This is a genomic window from Blautia sp. OM06-15AC (assembly GCF_003481425.1).
Classification (GTDB): domain Bacteria; phylum Bacillota; class Clostridia; order Lachnospirales; family Lachnospiraceae; genus Fusicatenibacter; species Fusicatenibacter saccharivorans.
On sequence record NZ_QULD01000017.1, the window covers coordinates 360 to 17,579 of the forward strand.

The following is a 17,220-nucleotide window of genomic DNA, read 5'->3' on the forward strand; positions in this document are numbered from 1 at the left end:
CTTTGGACCTTTAGCTCAGTTGGTTAGAGCAACCGGCTCATAACCGGTCGGTCCCGGGTTCGAGTCCCTGAAGGTCCACTTTAGTTCTATATTTTATATTCTGTATATGTCTGGCCCGGTGGCTCAGCTGGTTAGAGCGCCGCCCTGTCACGGCGGAGGTCGTCGGTTCGATCCCGATCCGGGTCGCTTTAAAAAGTCTGCGGAAGCAGGCTTTTTTCGTGTATAAAATTTCTTCCAGCTATAAAAGATGCCGTATTCCAGACATAGAAAAAAGTCTGAAAGACGGCATCTTGCTTAACAGATAAATTAACGGATAAAGTTTGTGCCGACGTGCGGTTCCTTTTCCGGAAGACCAAAGGATTCTTTTCCGAGCTGGATGCTCTTCATCAGAAAACTCATATTCCGTGCAAGGGTACGCATGATCTGCAGGCCTTCGAGATCTTGCTGCGCCTCGTCCGCATTATTTCCATGGATACTGTTCCAATACTGGCCGGAAGCAACCGGCATGCCGGAGATGGTGAAGTATTTGTTCAGCTCATCAAAGGTAGCGGAAAGACCGCCGCGGCGTGCAGAGACAACCGAAGCGCCGACTTTCATGGTCTTGTCAAAGTGTGTGCTGTAGAACAGCCGGTCAAGAAAAGCAATAAGTGTTGCATTTGCAGATGCATAATAAACCGGACTTCCGACAACAAGGCCGTCAGCCTCTTCAAATTTCGGAGCAACCTCATTTACCATATCGGAAAAAGCACATTTTCCGAGCTTGGAACAGGCACCGCAGGCAACACAGCCGCGGATATCTTTATTTCCGATATGTACGATTTCCGCCTCAATACCATTTTCTGTAAAGACTTTTTCCATTTCGTGCAGGGCAGTATAAGTGCTGCCTTTTGCGTGAGGACTTCCGTTGATTAATAATACTTTCATTTGATGGTACCTCTCTTTCGTAATTTTCTTTATTATAACACCGGAAAAGATGCAAATAAAGACGCTTTTTTGGGCAAAAACTGATCTTAACAGAAATAGCTGCTGGACGGTATAATACAATCAGCAAAGAAGGCAAAACTTGCAATGGGAGGTTACCAAATGGAGATAGAGAGAATTCTGATTGAAGATCAGATGGCACCGATCGGGCTGGATGAGAAAAAACCGGCATTTTCCTGGCTGCTGACGGCAGAAGAAGGAGAACAGAATCTGATGCAGAGCGCATGCCGGATCGTTGTGCGCACCGGAGAAGATACTGTGTGGGACAGCGGAAAAATGGAAACCGGCGTATCAACAGGGATTGGTTATGAAGGAGAAGCACTGCAGCCCTGTACCAAATATGAGGTAAAAGCAGAGGTGTGGGATAACCACGGCGGAAAAGCAGAAGCAGAAAGTTCCTTCGAGACAGGCCTTATGGATTCTTTGTATGCAGCATGGGAGGGAGCTGAGTGGATCGGCGCACCGCATGCGACGGTATGCGCGGAAAACCGCGGTGTTTTTACGATCGAGAGTGAATTTCGGATGGAAGGCGGGAAGGGAGAAGCGGGTATCGTCTTTGGAGCCAATGACTTCCGTCTGAACGATCATACGAAAAATGAGCTTGGCATGGAAGGGGAGAACTATATCCGTTATGCTGTGTGCCTTGAGGAGGGAGATGCACGCCTCGAAATTTACCGCGTGGGCTATGCGCCGGAGGATACAGCGGAAAAACCGTTTGCCGTTACGAAACTGGTCAACTGGAAAGAGAAAACACAGGAAATCCTGACACCAGAGAATGCCAATGCCTTTCATAAGCTGACCGTAGAGGTTGACGGCAATGTGGCATACGCCTATGTCGACGGCATCCTCGTGGATGCCATTGAAGAGCATGGATTTTTTGGAACGAAAGTATCAGGCCGCCAGCTGAATCCGAGAGGAAATAACGATGTGCTGCCGTATCCGAGACTGAATGAGATCGGATTTTATGCAGGAAAAGGGACGACAGGATATTTTAAGAATCTGACTGTAAGAAACGTAAGAAAACCATCCGCGGAAATTGTTCGTGAGACGCCGGAAGGACGGCTGGATGGGGGAAAAAGTATCTTTGCGGATCAGATTCCGGTGGAAAACGGATACTTTAAAGTAGAAGACAGCCAGATTACGGCAGATCCGTCCCATCATTCAATTCCAATGCTGCGGTCGTGTATTTCCTGCCAGAAAGAGAAAAAACTGGCATCGGCACGCCTTTATATTACTGCGCGCGGTATCTACGACTGCCGGATCAACGGACAGGAGATCACGGAAGATCTGCTGCGTCCGGGTCTGACACAGTATGACCACAGAATGAACTATCAGACATACGATATCACAGGGCTGATGAAACCGGGCCGAAACGGAATCGGCGTGGCGCTGGCATCGGGCTGGTGGAGCGAGGCACAGACCTTTGTGGTGAAGAACTTCAATTACTTTGGAGACAAGGAGAGTCTGCTTGCCAAGGTTGTCATGAAGTACGAGGACGGCAGCCGCGAGGTCTTTGGAACAAATACCGAGGATTGGAAGTATTTCGGAGAAGGTCCTTACCTGTTTTCCAGCTACTTTGCCGGAGAGCAGTACGATGCGCGCCGGGCAGAGGTTTACGAAACTTATTCTCTGCCGGAGTTTGATGACAGCACCTGGGAAAAGCCAGTTGTTGTGGATACCGTCATGATCGAAGAGTTCTGCACGATGCCGGGCTTTGGACGGTCCTGGCCGGCGGTTCATGAGCAGAAGCCGGAATATATCGGTGAGTACGATGCGCCGGTGCGGATTGTGGACCGGAGAACGGCAAAGACGAGAAAAGAGCTGTTCCCGGGTGTGTATCTCTACGATCTGGAACAGGAGATGGCCGGTGTACCGCGGATTACACTGCATGAGAAGGCGGGCACAAAGATCATCATCCGCTATGCGGAGGTGCTTTATCCGGATCTGCCGGAGTATGCCGGAAAAGAAGGCACGATGATGCTGGAAAATTACCGGGATGCGACGAGTACGGATGTTTATATCTGCCGCGGCGGGGAAGAGGTGTTCCAGCCGAAGTTTACCTTCCACGGCTACCGCTATATTGAGATCAGCGGTGTGGAGCATGCGCCGGAGCTGGAAGAAGTAGAGAGTCTTCAGTATTCTTCTGTGACGGAATTCCATGGAAGCCTTACGAGTAGCCATAAACTGCTGAATCGGTTTGCCGAGAATGTTTCCTGGTCACAGAAATGCAACTTTATCAACATTCCGACCGACTGCCCGCAGAGAAATGAGCGCATGGGCTGGGCGGGCGATACGCATATTTTCTGCCATACGGCGCTCAACAACAGCAGCCTGAAGAAATTCTATGAGCGGAACCTGCAGGCGATGCGTGATCTGCAGACACCGGAAGGCCAGTACCCGGAGATTGCACCGGTGGGCGGCGGATTCGGCGGCATTACGTATGAGTGTGCGAGTATTTTTATGGCGTGGGAACTGTATGAGCAGTATGGGGATATCCGCACACTGGAGAAATTTTATCCTGGCATGCAGAAATATATGGACTATATGAAGGATAAGGGTCTGCCGGGAACGAAGGTAAATCCGGCGATCGGACCGCTTGGCGACTGGCTGGCACCGGAAGAGACGGATCTGCTGCTTTTATGGAATGCATTCTATTATAAAGAAGCCGATCTGATGAGCCGGATTGCCGGTGCGCTCGGAAGAACAGAGGAGCAGCATCAGTATGAGGCGCTTGCTGCGAAGGTGAAGAAATTCTGGAATGAGACATTTGTACTTCCGGATTCCGGAAAGACCTGCAATGCGGACGGAACGCTGTGTGATACGCAGTGCTCGTATGCAATTGCACTGTCTTATGGTGTGGCAGAAGACAGAAAGGGAATAGGAGAGCATCTGATCCGAAAGACGAGAGCGATCGGCCATACGGTCGGAACGGGATTCTTTGGAACGGGTATTCTGAACCAGATGCTGACCGAGCAGGGCGCTGTGGAGGATGCCTGGAAGATGATGCTGCAGACGGCATTCCCGTCGTGGCTGTATCCGGTGACCCAGGGAGCGACGACGATCTGGGAGCACTGGGATTCCTACACGAAGGAAAAAGGCTTCGGCGGACAGAATGCGATGAACTCGTTCAATCATTATTCTCTCGGAAGCGTTCTTTCCTGGCTGTATCACACGGGACTTGGTATCCAGAGAGACGAGACAAAACCGGGTTATCAGCACATTCTGCTGAAACCGCAGCCGGGCCCGCTCGAGTTTATGAAAGGTTCCGTAGACAGCCCGTACGGCGTGATTTCTGCCGGATGGGAGCGGAAAGGTGACAAAATAGAGTATCAGGTTACGATTCCGGTCAATACAACGGCAACCCTGTTTAAAAACACGCAGGATCCGGCGGATACCGTGGAACTGGGAAGCGGAACGTATACTTTTATGCTGTAAAAAGAAAACCCGAAAGGCTCCGGCAAAGAAATGGGAGACTTTCGGGCGGAAAGAGAAACGCTGTCGGAGAGAAGAGAACTCCGGCAGCGTTTTCTTTGTCATGTTTATTTTTCGGCAGTCATGTGCAGATGACGTTTGATCGCTTCAAAGCTTTCCTGGCTGATGACATGCTCGATGCGGCAGGCATCTTCCGTGGCGGTCTGCTCATCAACACCAAGGCTCATCAGGCCGCGGGAGAGGAGCTGGTGGCGCTCATAGATCATCTCTGCGATCGCGCGTCCGCTGTCGGTCAGGTAGATGTAGCCTTCCGGCGTTACGCGGATCTGCTCTTTTTCTCTTAAGTTTTTCATGGCAACGCTGACACTTGATTTTTTAAAGCCAAGTTCTTCTGCAATATCAACACCGCGTACAACGGGTTTTTTCTGACTTAAGACTAAAATAGTTTCCAAATAATTTTCTGCGGATTCGTTCGTTTTCAGCAAGATGTTCACCTCGTTTTTCTAAATAGCTGAAGATTCATAAATATATATACATATAGAATAGCATATTTTTCGGAATAGGGCAATGATGGTTTTTGATGGTTTTTCTTAATTTCAGAAAAGTTGTAAGATTTCAGAAAAAAAAGACAATGAGGATAGAAGAAGAAAAGCAAGATAAAAGATGACAGGGGGCAAAAAGAGAGGTAAAATAGGAAAAAACAATGAAATTTAGATGGAGGTTAGGACATACCATGGAACAGGTGATAAAGAAAAGACTGCAGCAGGTGATGGATGCGTCCGTTGCAAAAGGAGAGACACCGGGCTGTCTTCTGATGGTGATCAAAGACGGAGAAGAGCAGGTTTATCTGGAGAGCGGATATGCGGATATCGAAGCGAAAAAGCCGGTTTCCCGCGATAATATTTTCCGTCTCTACTCCATGAGCAAGCCGATTACCGCGACGGCCATGATGATTCTGGTAGAGCGCGGAATCGTCGATCTGGCGGATCCGGTCAGCAAGTATCTGCCGGGCTTCCGGAACCCGGTTGTATGTACAGCGGATGGGAAGATAGAAAAAGCGGAGAGGGAGATCCTTCTGGAGGATATTATGAATATGACATCCGGGCTGACGTACGGCGGAACGGATGAGACGGGACGGCAGACCGATGCACTTTTTCAGGAGGTGATCCACGGACTTAAGGAAGAAAACGGCGGAACGATCAGTACAGTAGAATTTGCAAACCGTCTTGGAAAAGTCCCGCTTCTGTATCAGCCGGGCCAGTCCTGGAGTTATGGAACGTCGGCGGATGCCGTAGGTGCGGTGATTGAGGTGGCAAGCGGCATGCGCTTTGGGGATTTTCTGAAAAAAGAAATTTTCGAGCCGCTCGGCATGAACGATACCGATTTCTGGGTTCCGGCAGAAAAGCAGGATCGTCTGGCGAAGGTGTATGACTGCAGGGAGGGACAGCCGTCCGTCTGTTATCTGGATAATAACCTTGGCATTCAGAACGATATGGCGTACCGCCCGGCATATGAGGCAGGCGGAGCAGGCCTTGCATCTACCATCGACGATTATGCGAAATTTACGCAGATGCTGCTGAACGGCGGCACCTACAACGGTGTACAGATTCTCCGTCCGGCGACGGTAAAATTTCTGGGAGGCCACACATTAAGCGCGGTACAGCAGGCAGGCTTTGATAACTGGATCGGTCTGGAAGGATTTTCCTACGGAAATCTGATGCGTGTTCTGGTAGATCCGACGCGTGCGGTAACGCTGGGAAGCAAGGGTGAGTTCGGCTGGGACGGCTGGCTTGGATGCTACATGGAAGTCGTGCCGGAGCAGAATATGACATTTCTGATGATGACCCAGAAAAAAGATGCCGGAACGTACACCCTGTCCCGGAAGATCCGAAATATTATTTTCAGCGAATAACTTTTCATGAGAGTGATTCTCAAGTAAGGCCTTCCGGCCCGTCAGATCAGACGAAAAAAGTGCCGGAAAAGAAACAACTTAACGAATCAGACGGAACATATGAGCAAATTGCTGTAAAACTACGTCGAATTTTGTCTAAAACGGATATTTGCAGTGAGACAGATGTATGCTATTTTAGTGTCAGTCGAAAATGAAGGCGATTTCATTACTACTTTCAGAAAAAACAGCAAAAAAGGAATATCGTGTAAGCTTTTGACCGATTTTGAAGGAAATAAAAGAAAGAATTCAAAATCATGAAAAAAAGACCAAAAAGCAGAAAGGATGCAGAAAATATGATTTCGTTACCGTTAAAGTTTGATGAAGTAGAGAGTGTAGAAGAATTTGTAAATATGGTGAAACGCCTGGATTACGACGTTGACGTAAAAATAGGACGATGCGTCTTTGATGCGAAATCCCTGATGAGTGTCCTGATGATCGCCGGAAACCCGGATGCGGTTGTGGAAGCCCATACGAACGATATCGAAGCATTTAAAAAGAAATTTAAGGATTACCTTCAGTAAGAAAAAAAGTCGGAAAGGCACTGTGTGTAAGATGCATGGTGTCTTTTTTGATGCACGAAAAAGCGGGTGAAGTATCTTGCCGGGGAGACGTGTGCATGGTAAAATAAAGTCTATTGGGATGGAAATAAGAGAATCAAAAGAACGGGCTGATGTAGAAGAAGTTTTTCGTAAAAAAGGAGGCACAAAGTGGAAGAAGAGAAACTGGAAAGAAGCATCAGAAAATCAGAGATTCCCGGACTTACGAGGGAAGAGGAGGAAGCACAGCTTGCGAAGGTGATCGGGATTGCCGAGCAGAATCTGGAACAGGCGAAGGCGGATATCCGGCTGGCGAATGAGGACCTAGCGGATCTGATGGAGACGTACGACGCAAAAGAGGCGGAAGGCCTGGCGCTCTGGAACAACGCGACGGCGAAGCTGAATGCGTACCAGCACGGCATGGCGCGGCTGGAAAAAGCGAGAAAGAAGCCGTATTTCGGGCGGATTGATTTTCAGGATCCGCGGCTTTCGTTTTTAGAGTCCTATTACATCGGGCGCGTCGGCATTTCCGATGAGAAGGCGGAACCGGTTGTGCTGGACTGGCGGGCGCCGATTTCTTCCGTCTATTATGAGAACAGCACCGGGCCGTGCAGCTATACGGTGAGTTCAGAGGGTACTTTTTCGATTGATCTGAAAAGAAAGCGGACGTATGAGATTGAAAATGACCATCTGAAAGACTTTTTTGATTCCGATGTGGTAGCGAACGATGAGCTGCTGACAAAGTATCTGGCGAAGAACAAAAAAGCGGTGCTCGGTGAGATCATTGCGACGATCCAGCAGGAGCAGAACCTCATTATCCGCAGATCCCCGAAGACGAATCTGATCGTACAGGGCGTGGCTGGCTCCGGAAAGACGACGGTGGCGATGCACCGGATTTCGTACATCCTCTATAATTACGAGGAGGACTTCCGGCCGGAGGATTTCTATATCATTGGAAGCAACCGCATTCTGCTGAACTACATTACCAGCGTTCTGCCGGAACTCGATGTGTACGGCATCCGTCAGATGACGATGGAGCAGCTTTTCATCCGGCTTCTGTATGAGGACTGGGACGAAGAAAAGTACATGGTACACACCATCGACCGCGCGGATGAGAAAAACAGCATAAAGGGCGGAAGCGGCTGGTTTTTCGATCTGGAAAATTTCTGCCGTACGTACGAGGCAGAGCAGATTCCGCGGGAGCCGGTGCGGCTGGAAAAAACGGGAACATTGCTTCTGGACGCCGAGTATATTGATAACTATTGCAGGGAGCAGTCCACACTTTCCATGGAAGGAAAGATGTGCATGCTGAACGAGATCCTGCTGGCAAAATTTGAGAACGAGGTTTCGGGAAAAGAAGTGACGTTTCCGGCGCGCGAGAAAAAAGCGCTGAAGCGGAAATATGAGAAATATTTCGGGGATGGAAAATGGAAGGGATCCATTTTTGATCTCTATTCGCAGTTTCTGGAACAGCAGGCGGAAAAAGGAAAAGCAGTGGAAATGCCGGAAAACTCCTTTGATGTCTATGATCTGGCGGCGCTGGCGTACCTCTACAAGCGGATCAAGGAGAACGATCCGGTGCGTGAGGCGAGCCATGTGGTCATCGATGAGGCGCAGGATTTCGGGATGATGGCGTACCAGGTGCTTCATTACTGTCTGCGTGACTGTACGTATACCATTATGGGAGATACGTCGCAGAATATCCATTTTTCCTACGGCCTGAACGACTGGGAGGAGCTGAAAAAGCTGATTCTGACCGGCACGTACGATGCGTTCGGCGTTCTGCGGAAGAGTTACCGGAATACGGTGGAGATCTCCGATTTTGCAAACGAGATTCTGCGGCATGGGGACTTTGCGATCTATCCGGTGGAGCCGGTGCTGCGGCACGGAACGGCGGTGCAAAAGGAAGCGTTTGCGGATGAGGCTACGCTCCTGGCAGCTGGAGTGCAGAAGATCAAAGCGTGGCAGGAGCAGGGATATGAGACAATTGCCGTTGTATGCCGGGATGAGGCAGAAGCGGCTGCGACGGCGCGGAAGCTGAAAAAATATGTGCCGGTTGTGGAGGAGAATCTCGAGACGGCAGAATTTGGCGAGGGCGTGATGGTGCTTCCGGTTGCGTATACGAAGGGACTCGAGTTTGACGCGGTGCTGCTTCTTGATCCGACAGAAGAAAAATATCCGGAGAATGACGGACAGGTAAAGCTGCTTTATGTAGCGGCAACGCGTGCGCTGCATGAACTGGCAGTGCTGTATACGGGAAAACTCACAGGAATCCTTGCAAAGAAAGCGCCAAAGGGCCGTCACAACCAGGAATTTGCCATGGAGACGCTGACGAAGGCGAAGGAGTATGAGAAGGTTTCGCTGACGCAAAAAGAGACGCGTGAGGAGAACCGCGCGATCGGCATCCAGGAGATGGACGAGCGGAACAGCCACGGACCAAAAAGGATTGTAATTAAGCCGGAGCAGATACCGGGAAGGGCGCCTGGAAATACAAGCACGACGGGAACAGCGGTGATGCCAAAAAGCAGTACGGGCATGCGGAAAGCAGCGGCAGAAACAGGAAAAGAAATTGCCGCAAAGACGATGCAGCAGCGTGCGCCGGAAGGAGTTTCTGCTGTCTTTGCCGGTGCCGCCTACCGTGGAAAGACAGGCGGCAAAGCACCGGGCAGCAGACCGGCGACTGCAGGAATACAGTCAGAAAAAGCTGAACAGCCAGAGCACATGAATACATCGCCCTACGCTTTTGGGGCAATTCCGGAAAATGAACTGCTGCGCATGAAGGGGCATTCGAGGATCAAGTGCGCGGTGAAATGGGCAAAGAAAGGAAAAGCAGCGGTTGAGATGGCGAGCATGTACGGCATTCTGCGCATCACGCCGATTACGCCGGAGGTCATCCGCATCAGCTTCGTAAAAGGTGTGACGGCAAAAGTCCAGGACACGTACTGGAAGCCAAAGGCGGATACCTCGTTCCCCTGGAGTGCAAAGGAATCGAAGACGGCGGTTCTTGTTGAGACAGAGAAGCTGCGTGTCATGGTGGAAAAAAAGGACGGCGCGGTGCAGTTCTTTACGCCGGATCACAAACTGGTTCTTTCCGAGAAACGAGACGAGCCGCGCATGATCGACGGCGGCATGACATGGACATTCTTTGACTGGAGCGGTTCCGAAAAGCTGAAAGCCAAGGGCATTCTCTCGACAGAGTGGCTGGATCTGACCGCGAAGGCGCGCTACGTCTCGTTTGGCGGAAAGCAGGCGCGGATGCCGCTTGTCGTCTCAAACCGCGGCTATGGTATTGCAGCCGCCGCTTCCAGAACGGCACTGCTGTGCAATGTGCGGACGTTTGGAACGTATCTTCATACCGCCGGGGACGGACAGATCGATTATTACTTTATTCTCGGAAAAGACCGGGATGAAATTATAAAACAGTATAAAGAGCTATAAAAGGAGCAGACATTTCATGAAAACTCTGGTAATTGCAGAAAAACCATCTGTGGCACGCGATATTGCACGCGTGCTCGGATGTGCGAAAAAAGAAAACGGAGCACTGGAAGGAAACCAGTATATTGTGACCTGGGCGCTCGGCCACCTCGTGACCTTAAAAGACCCGGAGGACTATGATAAAAAGTATAAGGAATGGAATATGGCAGTTCTGCCGATGATGCCGGAGAAACTGCAGATCAAGGTCATTCCGCAGACGGGAAAACAGTATCACGCTGTGACGACACAGCTTGCGCGGAAAGATGTCGGTGAGGTGGTCATTGCGACAGATGCCGGCCGTGAAGGCGAGCTGGTGGCGCGGTGGATTCTTGACAAGGCGCACAATCAGAAGCCGTGTAAGCGTCTCTGGATTTCGTCCGTTACCGACAAGGCAATCCGTGAGGGATTTGCCAGCCTGAAAGATGCGAAAGAGTACGATAATCTCTACCGGGCTGCTGTTTCCCGTGCAGAGGCGGACTGGCTTGTCGGCATTAACGCAACGCGGGCACTGACATGCAAATACAATGCACAGCTTTCCTGCGGCCGTGTGCAGACACCGACGCTCGCCATGATTGCACAGCGCGAGCAGGAAATCCGAGAATTTGTCCCGAAGCCGTACTACACCGTAACGGCAGCAGCAGGCGGCGCAGTATACACCTGGAAGGATGAAAAATCGGGCGGAACACGGATTTCTGATCCGGAAAAGGCAAAGCAGATCGCAGAAAAAGCAAAACGGTATCCGCTTGTCCTGCAAAAAGTAGGAAAGAAGAAAAAACAGAAAGAGGCGCCGCTGCTCTACGATCTGACGGAGCTGCAGCGCGATGCCAGTGCACGGTTCGGTTATTCGGCAAAACAGACCCTGAATCTGATGCAGAGCCTCTATGAGACGCACAAGGTCCTCACGTATCCGCGGACGGATTCGCGGTATCTGACAAAGGATATTGTACCGACTTTAAAAGAGCGCCTCGATGCCGTGAGTATCGGGCCGTACAAGACGCTGGCACAGCAGGCGAAGCGCCGTCCGCTGAAGGAAAAGCCAGGTTTTGTGAATGATGCAAAGGTTTCCGACCACCACGCCATTATCCCGACGGAGCAGTATGTGCAGCTTTCTGCACTTTCCAATGAGGAACGCCGCATTTATGATCTCGTGGTGCGCCGTTTTCTTGCGGTACTGCTGCCGCCGTGTGTATATGAAGAGACGGTGATCCAGGCTTCCATCGAAAAGGAATGCTTTACTGCGCGCGGAAAGCGCATGGTCGAGAAAGGCTGGCAGGAGGCGTACGAGGATAACCGGTACGACGAAGAGGATGAGGCGAAAGAAGAGGTGCGGGAGCAGAATCTGCCGCTTCTGGAGGCAGGCATGAAGATCGGGCAGCCGAAGATCAGTCTCCGCGAAGGAAAGACAAAACCTCCGGCACGCTTCACGGAAGGCACGCTGCTCTCCGCGATGGAAAATCCGGTCCGCTACATGGAAAACCGCGACAGCAGCCTGGTAAAAACGATCGGTGAGGCGGGCGGCCTTGGAACGGTTGCGACCCGTGCGGATATCATCGAGAAGCTGTTCCGCAGCTTTCTGCTGGAGAAAAAAGGCAATGAGATCTATCTGACCTCGAAAGCACGCCAGCTTCTGAAGCTGGTTCCGGCGGATCTCAAAAAGCCGGAGCTGACGGCAAGCTGGGAGATGCAGTTAAACGAAATCGCAAAGGGAAAGAAGCGGCGCGATGCCTTTATGAAAGAGATCCGGAGCTACACGGTGGAACTGATTGAGGAGATCAAAACGGAAGAGGGAACATTCCGCCACGATAACCTGACAAACAAGAAATGCCCGAACTGCGGAAAACGGCTGCTGGCAGTCAATGGAAAGAATGCAAAGATGCTCGTCTGCCAGGACAGAGAGTGCGGCTACCGCGAGACGGTTTCCCGCACGACGAATGCGAGATGCCCGGTCTGCCATAAGCGCATGGAGATGATCGGAAAGGGCGAGGATGCGACGTTTGTCTGCTCCTGCGGGCACAAGGAGCGCATGACAAAATTCCAGGAGCGCCGCAAAAAAGAGGGCGGAGGCGTGACGAAGCGCGATGTGGCAGCTTATATGAAGAAACAGAAAAAAGAGGCCGAAGAGCCGGTAAACAATGCATTTGCCGCGGCATTAAAAGGAATCAAATTATAAAAAACGGAGCGTGTCTGCCAGAACGGAAAAAGCGATGGCAGGCGCGCTTCTTTTGTTAAAATCGTAGAGAAAAGAGTCAAAAAAATAGATTGTTTTATGCAGAGTTATGCCGTAAAATAGAAACAAATGGGATAGAAAACCAAAAATTCTGAAAATAAAAAACAGGAGGTTTTTCAATGAAACAGACAGATTTGGAAAAGCTGCTGGCGGATATGTCGCTGAAAGAGAAAGTGGACCAGATGCTTCAGTTAAGCGGAGCATTTTATCTGGGAGATGAAAACAGCGTCCTGACCGGTCCGGCAAACGATATGGGAATCGGAAAAGAGGATCTGGAGATGGCAGGCTCCATTCTGGGAGCAGCAGGCGCCGATACGATGAAAAAACTGCAGGACGACTATATGGCAAAACAGCCGCATCACATCCCGATGCTGTTCATGATGGATGTCATTCACGGCATGAAGACCATTTTCCCGGCGCCGCTGGCGCAGGGAGCCACTTTTGATCCGGAGCTCTCCGGCGAGTGCGCGTCTGCAGCCGCAAAAGAAGCATCCGCGGCCGGACTTCACGTTACCTTTTCTCCGATGGTTGACCTTGTGCGCGATGCGAGATGGGGCCGCGTTGTGGAATCCACAGGCGAAGATCCGTACCTGAACAGCCGCTTTTCCGAGGCGATCGTAAAAGGCTTCCAGGGCGATGATTTAAAAACACCGGGAAAAGTTGCCTCCTGCATCAAACACTTTGCAGGCTACGGCGGAGCAGTCGCAGGAAGAGATTACAACACCGTAGAGCTCTCAGAGCATACCTTCCGTGAATTCTATCTTCCGGCATACAAAGCAGGCATTGATGCGGGCGCAGCGATGGTGATGACATCATTCAACACGATCAACGGCGTTCCGGCGAGCACCAACAAATGGCTGATGCGCGATATCCTGCGCGGCGAGATGGGATTTGACGGCGTGCTGATTTCTGACTTTGCAGCCATTCTGGAAACCGTTGCCCACAGAAGCTCGAAAGATGCCGCCGATGCAGCGAAAAAAGCGCTGGAGGCAGGCGTGGATATTGATATGATGACGTCCGTTTATGCGGCAAACCTGTGCCGGATGGTCGAGGATGGCGAAGTAGAAGAACGCCTGATCGACGAGTGTTGCCTGCGTATTCTGGAACTGAAAAACAAGCTGGGACTGTTTGAAAATCCGTATAAAGATGCGGATGCAGAGAAAGAAAAAGAGTACAATCTCTGCCCGGAGCACCGCGCACTGGCGAAAAAAGCGGCAGAGGAATCCTTCGTTCTGCTGAAAAACGACGGCATTCTGCCGCTCGATACGACGAAAAAAATTGCCTTTGTCGGACCGTATACCGATAATCATGAAATCAAGAGCAGCTGGTCTTTTACCGGTGACAGCAAAGACTGTGTGACGATCCGGGAAGCAGCGGAAAAGGTATTCGATGCGTCCCGCACATCTTATGATGAGGGATGCCCGGTGATCGGAAATGATGTGGAGCTGATTGGATTTACCGAGACAACGCCGAAAAAATACAGCGGGGAGGAGCTTGCTGTCATGGAGCAGAGCGCACTTAAGGCTGCAAAAGAGGCAGATCTCGTGGTCATGCCGCTTGGCGAGCATTATCTGCAGAGCGGTGAAGCGACAAGCCGTGCCATGATCGATGTGCCGGAGATCCAGATGGAGTTGTTCCGAAAAGTGCTGGCCGTTAACCCGAATGTTGTTGTTGTTCTGTTCAATGGCCGTCCGCTCGATCTGCGTGAGATCAGTGCAAAAGCAAAAGCCATTCTCGAGGTATGGTTCCCGGGAACCGAGGGCGGAAGCGCTGTTGTGGATGTTCTGACCGGAAAGAAAAATCCGTCCGGCCATCTGCCGATGAGCTTCCCGTACTGCGTGGGCCAGGCACCGGTCAGCTACAACGAGTATTCCACCGGAAGACCGAATCTGCCGGGCATGAAAGAGCGGTTCCGCTCCAAATATCTCGATATTCCGAACGCACCGCTGTATCCGTTTGGTTACGGACTTTCCTATACCACGTTTGATATTTCCGCGGTAACACTGGATCAGAACGAGATGGATAAAAACGGCAGAATTGCAGCGCATGTGACCGTGAAAAATACAGGTGATACGGCTGGCTGTGATGTTGTACAGCTGTACATCCGTGATGATTATTCCGATGTGGTTCGTCCGGTGCGAGAGCTGAAAGGCTTCCGAAGAGTAGAGCTTGCTCCGGGCAAAGAGCAGGAAGTGACCTTCTATATTACCGAAGAAGATCTGCGCTACTACCGTCTCGACGGAACCTTTGGAAGCGAGCCTGGAACGTTTACCGTATTTGTCGGTGACAGCAGCACGACGGAAAACAGTGCGGTATTTACACTGAAATAAATGCAGCAGGAAAAAGGAGAAAACTTATGGAGAAAACAACGAAAAACGGAATCCACCGCATCACACAGGCAGGCGGAAAAACGATTGCCTGGGCGGAGGAGTCCGGTGTAAAGGTATTGGAAAAAGATGGATATTACTTTAAAGATCTTGCAAAAACCGGCGAACTGCTGCCGTACGAGGACTGGCGTCTTTCCGATGAGGAGAGAGCGGCAGACCTTGCGGGTCGTCTTTCGATTGAAGAGATTGCAGGCCTTATGCTGTACTCGCCGCACCAGGCGGTACCGCCGATGCCGGGCGGACCATTCCAGGGAACGTTTGACGGAAAAACGTATCTCGAATCCGGCAAAGAGCCGTATGCCATTTCTGACCAGCAGAAGGAATTTCTGGAGGACGAACACATCCGTCATATTCTGCTGACGAATGTAGAAAGCCCGGAAATCTCCGCAAAGTGGAGCAATGAGCTGCAGAAAAGAGCGGAAACACTGCCGTACGGTATTCCGGTCAACCTCTCCTCCGATCCGCGGAACGGAGCAAAGGATTCCGGCGCGGAGTTCAAGAGCGGCGGAAGCGAGATCAGCAAATGGCCGGAGGGCGTTGGTTTTGCAGCCTGCTTCGATCCGGAAGTAGCCGGACAGTTTGCAAAAGATGCTTCCCGCGAATATCGGGCACTCGGTATCACAACGGCACTCGGACCGCAGATTGATCTCTGTACCGAGCCGAGATGGATGCGGTTTGTCGATACGTTAGGCGAAGAAGTGGAGATGTCCAAAAAGCTTACCAAAGCGTACTGTGACGGTATGCAGACAACGGAAGGGGAAGCAGACGGCTGGGGAAAAGACAGCGTCAACACGATGGTCAAACACTGGCCGGGCGGCGGCACCGGAGAGGCCGGACGCGATGCACACTATGCATTCGGACAGTTTGCCGTTTATCCGACCGGAAATTTTGAGGAGCATTTAAAACCGTTTACCGAGGCAGCCTTCCACCTGGACGGACCGACCGACTGCGCATCCGCGGTTATGCCGTACTACACCGTATCCTACGGCGTGGACAAGAAAAACGGCAAGAACGTCGGAAACTCCTACAGCGAGTACCTGATCAAGGATCTGCTGCGCGGAAAATATGAATTTAAAGGCATTGTCTGCACCGACTGGGGCATTACCCAGGATCCGGAGAAGACGATTGAGGGATTTGGAAGCCGCTGCTACGGCGTGCAGGATATGACCGAGGCAGAACGGTGTCTGCTGGCGATCACAAACGGCGTTGACCAGTTCGGCGGAAACAGCGAGTCCGGTCCGATTGTCGAGGCATATAAGATCGGCTGTGAGAAATACGGCGAGAAAGCGATGCGTGAGCGCATGGAGCTGTCCGCCAAACGTCTTCTGATCAACATTTTCCACTGCGGCTTGTTTGAGGACCCGTATCTTGATCCGGAAGAATCCGCAAAGATTGTAGGATGCGAAGAGTTCTGCCGCCATGGCTATGAGGCACAGCAGAAATCCATCGTCCTGCTGAAAAACAGTGCGAAACGCGCACCGGAAGGACAGAAGGGTGTGCTGCCGCTGAAGAAAGGTTTGAAGGTTTATATTCCGGAGAGAAAGATCGGACCGTCCAAAGCGTTCTTCCGCATCGATCTGCCGGCAAAAACCGAAGATCCGCTGCCGGATGGACTGCCGTCCAAGTACGGTACACGCGTGGCATCACCGGAGGAGGCCGATGTGGCGCTGGTATTTATCGAAAGCCCGGCATGCAACCCGTATTCCACCGAAGATCTTGCGAACGGCGGCAACGGCTATCTGCCGATTACACTGCAGTACCGCCCGTATACGGCGAAAAAAGCGCGTGAGGTGAGCATTGCCGGCGGTGATTTCCGCGAGAATTTCACGAACCGCAGCTATCTTGGAAAGACAAACACTGCCTACAACGAGGCTGATCTCGACAATATTCTCGAATGCCGCCGCGCGATGGGCGACAAGCCGGTGATCGTCTGCGCAACCGTCAACAACCCGATGGTGATGCATGAATTTGAAGCCGAAGCCGATGCGATCGTCGCAGAGTTCGGTGTTTCGAGAGCCGCTGTGCTCGACGTTGTCTTCGGCGGTTACAACCCGACCGGCCGTCTGCCGATCCAGATGCCGAAGGATATGGATGCGGTTGAGGAGCAGAGCGAGGACCGTGCGTTGGATATGGAAACCTATATTGACAGCGAAGGACATAACTATGACTACGGTTATGGCATGAATTACGAAGGCGTTCTTCCTGCATGGAAAAAGTAAAAGAATAACAGAA

Annotated in this window: 9 protein-coding genes and 2 tRNA genes; 9 read left to right on the forward strand and 2 right to left on the reverse strand. The window is 51.3% G+C overall.

The genetic code is table 11. The annotated features are described in order from the left end of the window. Window positions 1-4 precede the first annotated feature (4 nt). Window positions 5-78 (forward strand) — tRNA-Ile (locus DXB83_RS15590). Window positions 79-112: 34 nt separating this feature from the next. After that, a tRNA-Asp gene (locus DXB83_RS15595) sits at window positions 113-186 on the forward strand. A 120-nt stretch (window positions 187-306) separates the two neighbouring features. Here the strand turns inward: DXB83_RS15595 and DXB83_RS15600 are convergent. Continuing rightward, window positions 307-924 (reverse strand): flavodoxin family protein, encoded by a 618-nt coding sequence (locus DXB83_RS15600; RefSeq protein WP_118697843.1) that lies wholly within the window; start codon window positions 922-924, stop codon window positions 307-309. 159 nt (window positions 925-1,083) lie between these two features. On the opposite strand from DXB83_RS15600, the gene DXB83_RS15605 reads away from it, so the two are divergent. Next, window positions 1,084-4,416 (forward strand): alpha-L-rhamnosidase, encoded by a 3,333-nt coding sequence (locus tag DXB83_RS15605; RefSeq protein WP_158581123.1) that lies wholly within the window; start codon window positions 1,084-1,086, stop codon window positions 4,414-4,416. A gap of 104 nt (window positions 4,417-4,520) precedes the next feature. On the opposite strand, the gene DXB83_RS15610 is transcribed toward DXB83_RS15605, so the two are convergent. Beyond that, on the reverse strand, window positions 4,521-4,895 hold the full coding sequence (locus DXB83_RS15610; RefSeq protein WP_055221737.1) for a metal-dependent transcriptional regulator: 375 nt from the start codon (window positions 4,893-4,895) through the stop codon (window positions 4,521-4,523). A 221-nt stretch (window positions 4,896-5,116) separates the two neighbouring features. On the opposite strand from DXB83_RS15610, the gene DXB83_RS15615 reads away from it, so the two are divergent. The 6 genes from DXB83_RS15615 (at window position 5,117) to DXB83_RS15640 (ending at window position 17,207) form a co-directional block, all read left to right on the forward strand. Continuing rightward, entirely contained in the window at window positions 5,117-6,325 is a 1,209-nt protein-coding gene (locus DXB83_RS15615) for a serine hydrolase domain-containing protein (protein ID WP_243037550.1), read from the forward strand. A gap of 332 nt (window positions 6,326-6,657) precedes the next feature. Continuing rightward, window positions 6,658-6,885 (forward strand): HPr family phosphocarrier protein, encoded by a 228-nt coding sequence (locus DXB83_RS15620; protein WP_147326098.1) that lies wholly within the window; start codon window positions 6,658-6,660, stop codon window positions 6,883-6,885. Between the two features lie 186 nt (window positions 6,886-7,071). After that, window positions 7,072-10,338, forward strand: a complete 3,267-nt coding sequence (locus DXB83_RS15625) for a 3'-5' exonuclease (protein WP_243108943.1) — start codon at window positions 7,072-7,074, stop codon at window positions 10,336-10,338. 16 nt (window positions 10,339-10,354) lie between these two features. Continuing rightward, on the forward strand, window positions 10,355-12,544 hold the full coding sequence (locus tag DXB83_RS15630; RefSeq protein ID WP_117804774.1) for a DNA topoisomerase III: 2,190 nt from the start codon (window positions 10,355-10,357) through the stop codon (window positions 12,542-12,544). Window positions 12,545-12,720: 176 nt separating this feature from the next. Beyond that, complete coding sequence (bglX, locus tag DXB83_RS15635; protein ID WP_117804773.1) at window positions 12,721-14,931, forward strand: beta-glucosidase BglX; 2,211 nt, start codon at window positions 12,721-12,723, stop codon at window positions 14,929-14,931. A 26-nt stretch (window positions 14,932-14,957) separates the two neighbouring features. Then, the gene (locus DXB83_RS15640; RefSeq protein ID WP_117804772.1) at window positions 14,958-17,207 is read left to right on the forward strand and encodes a glycoside hydrolase family 3 protein; all 2,250 of its coding nucleotides are present in this window, start codon (window positions 14,958-14,960) and stop codon (window positions 17,205-17,207) included. Window positions 17,208-17,220 lie beyond the last annotated feature (13 nt).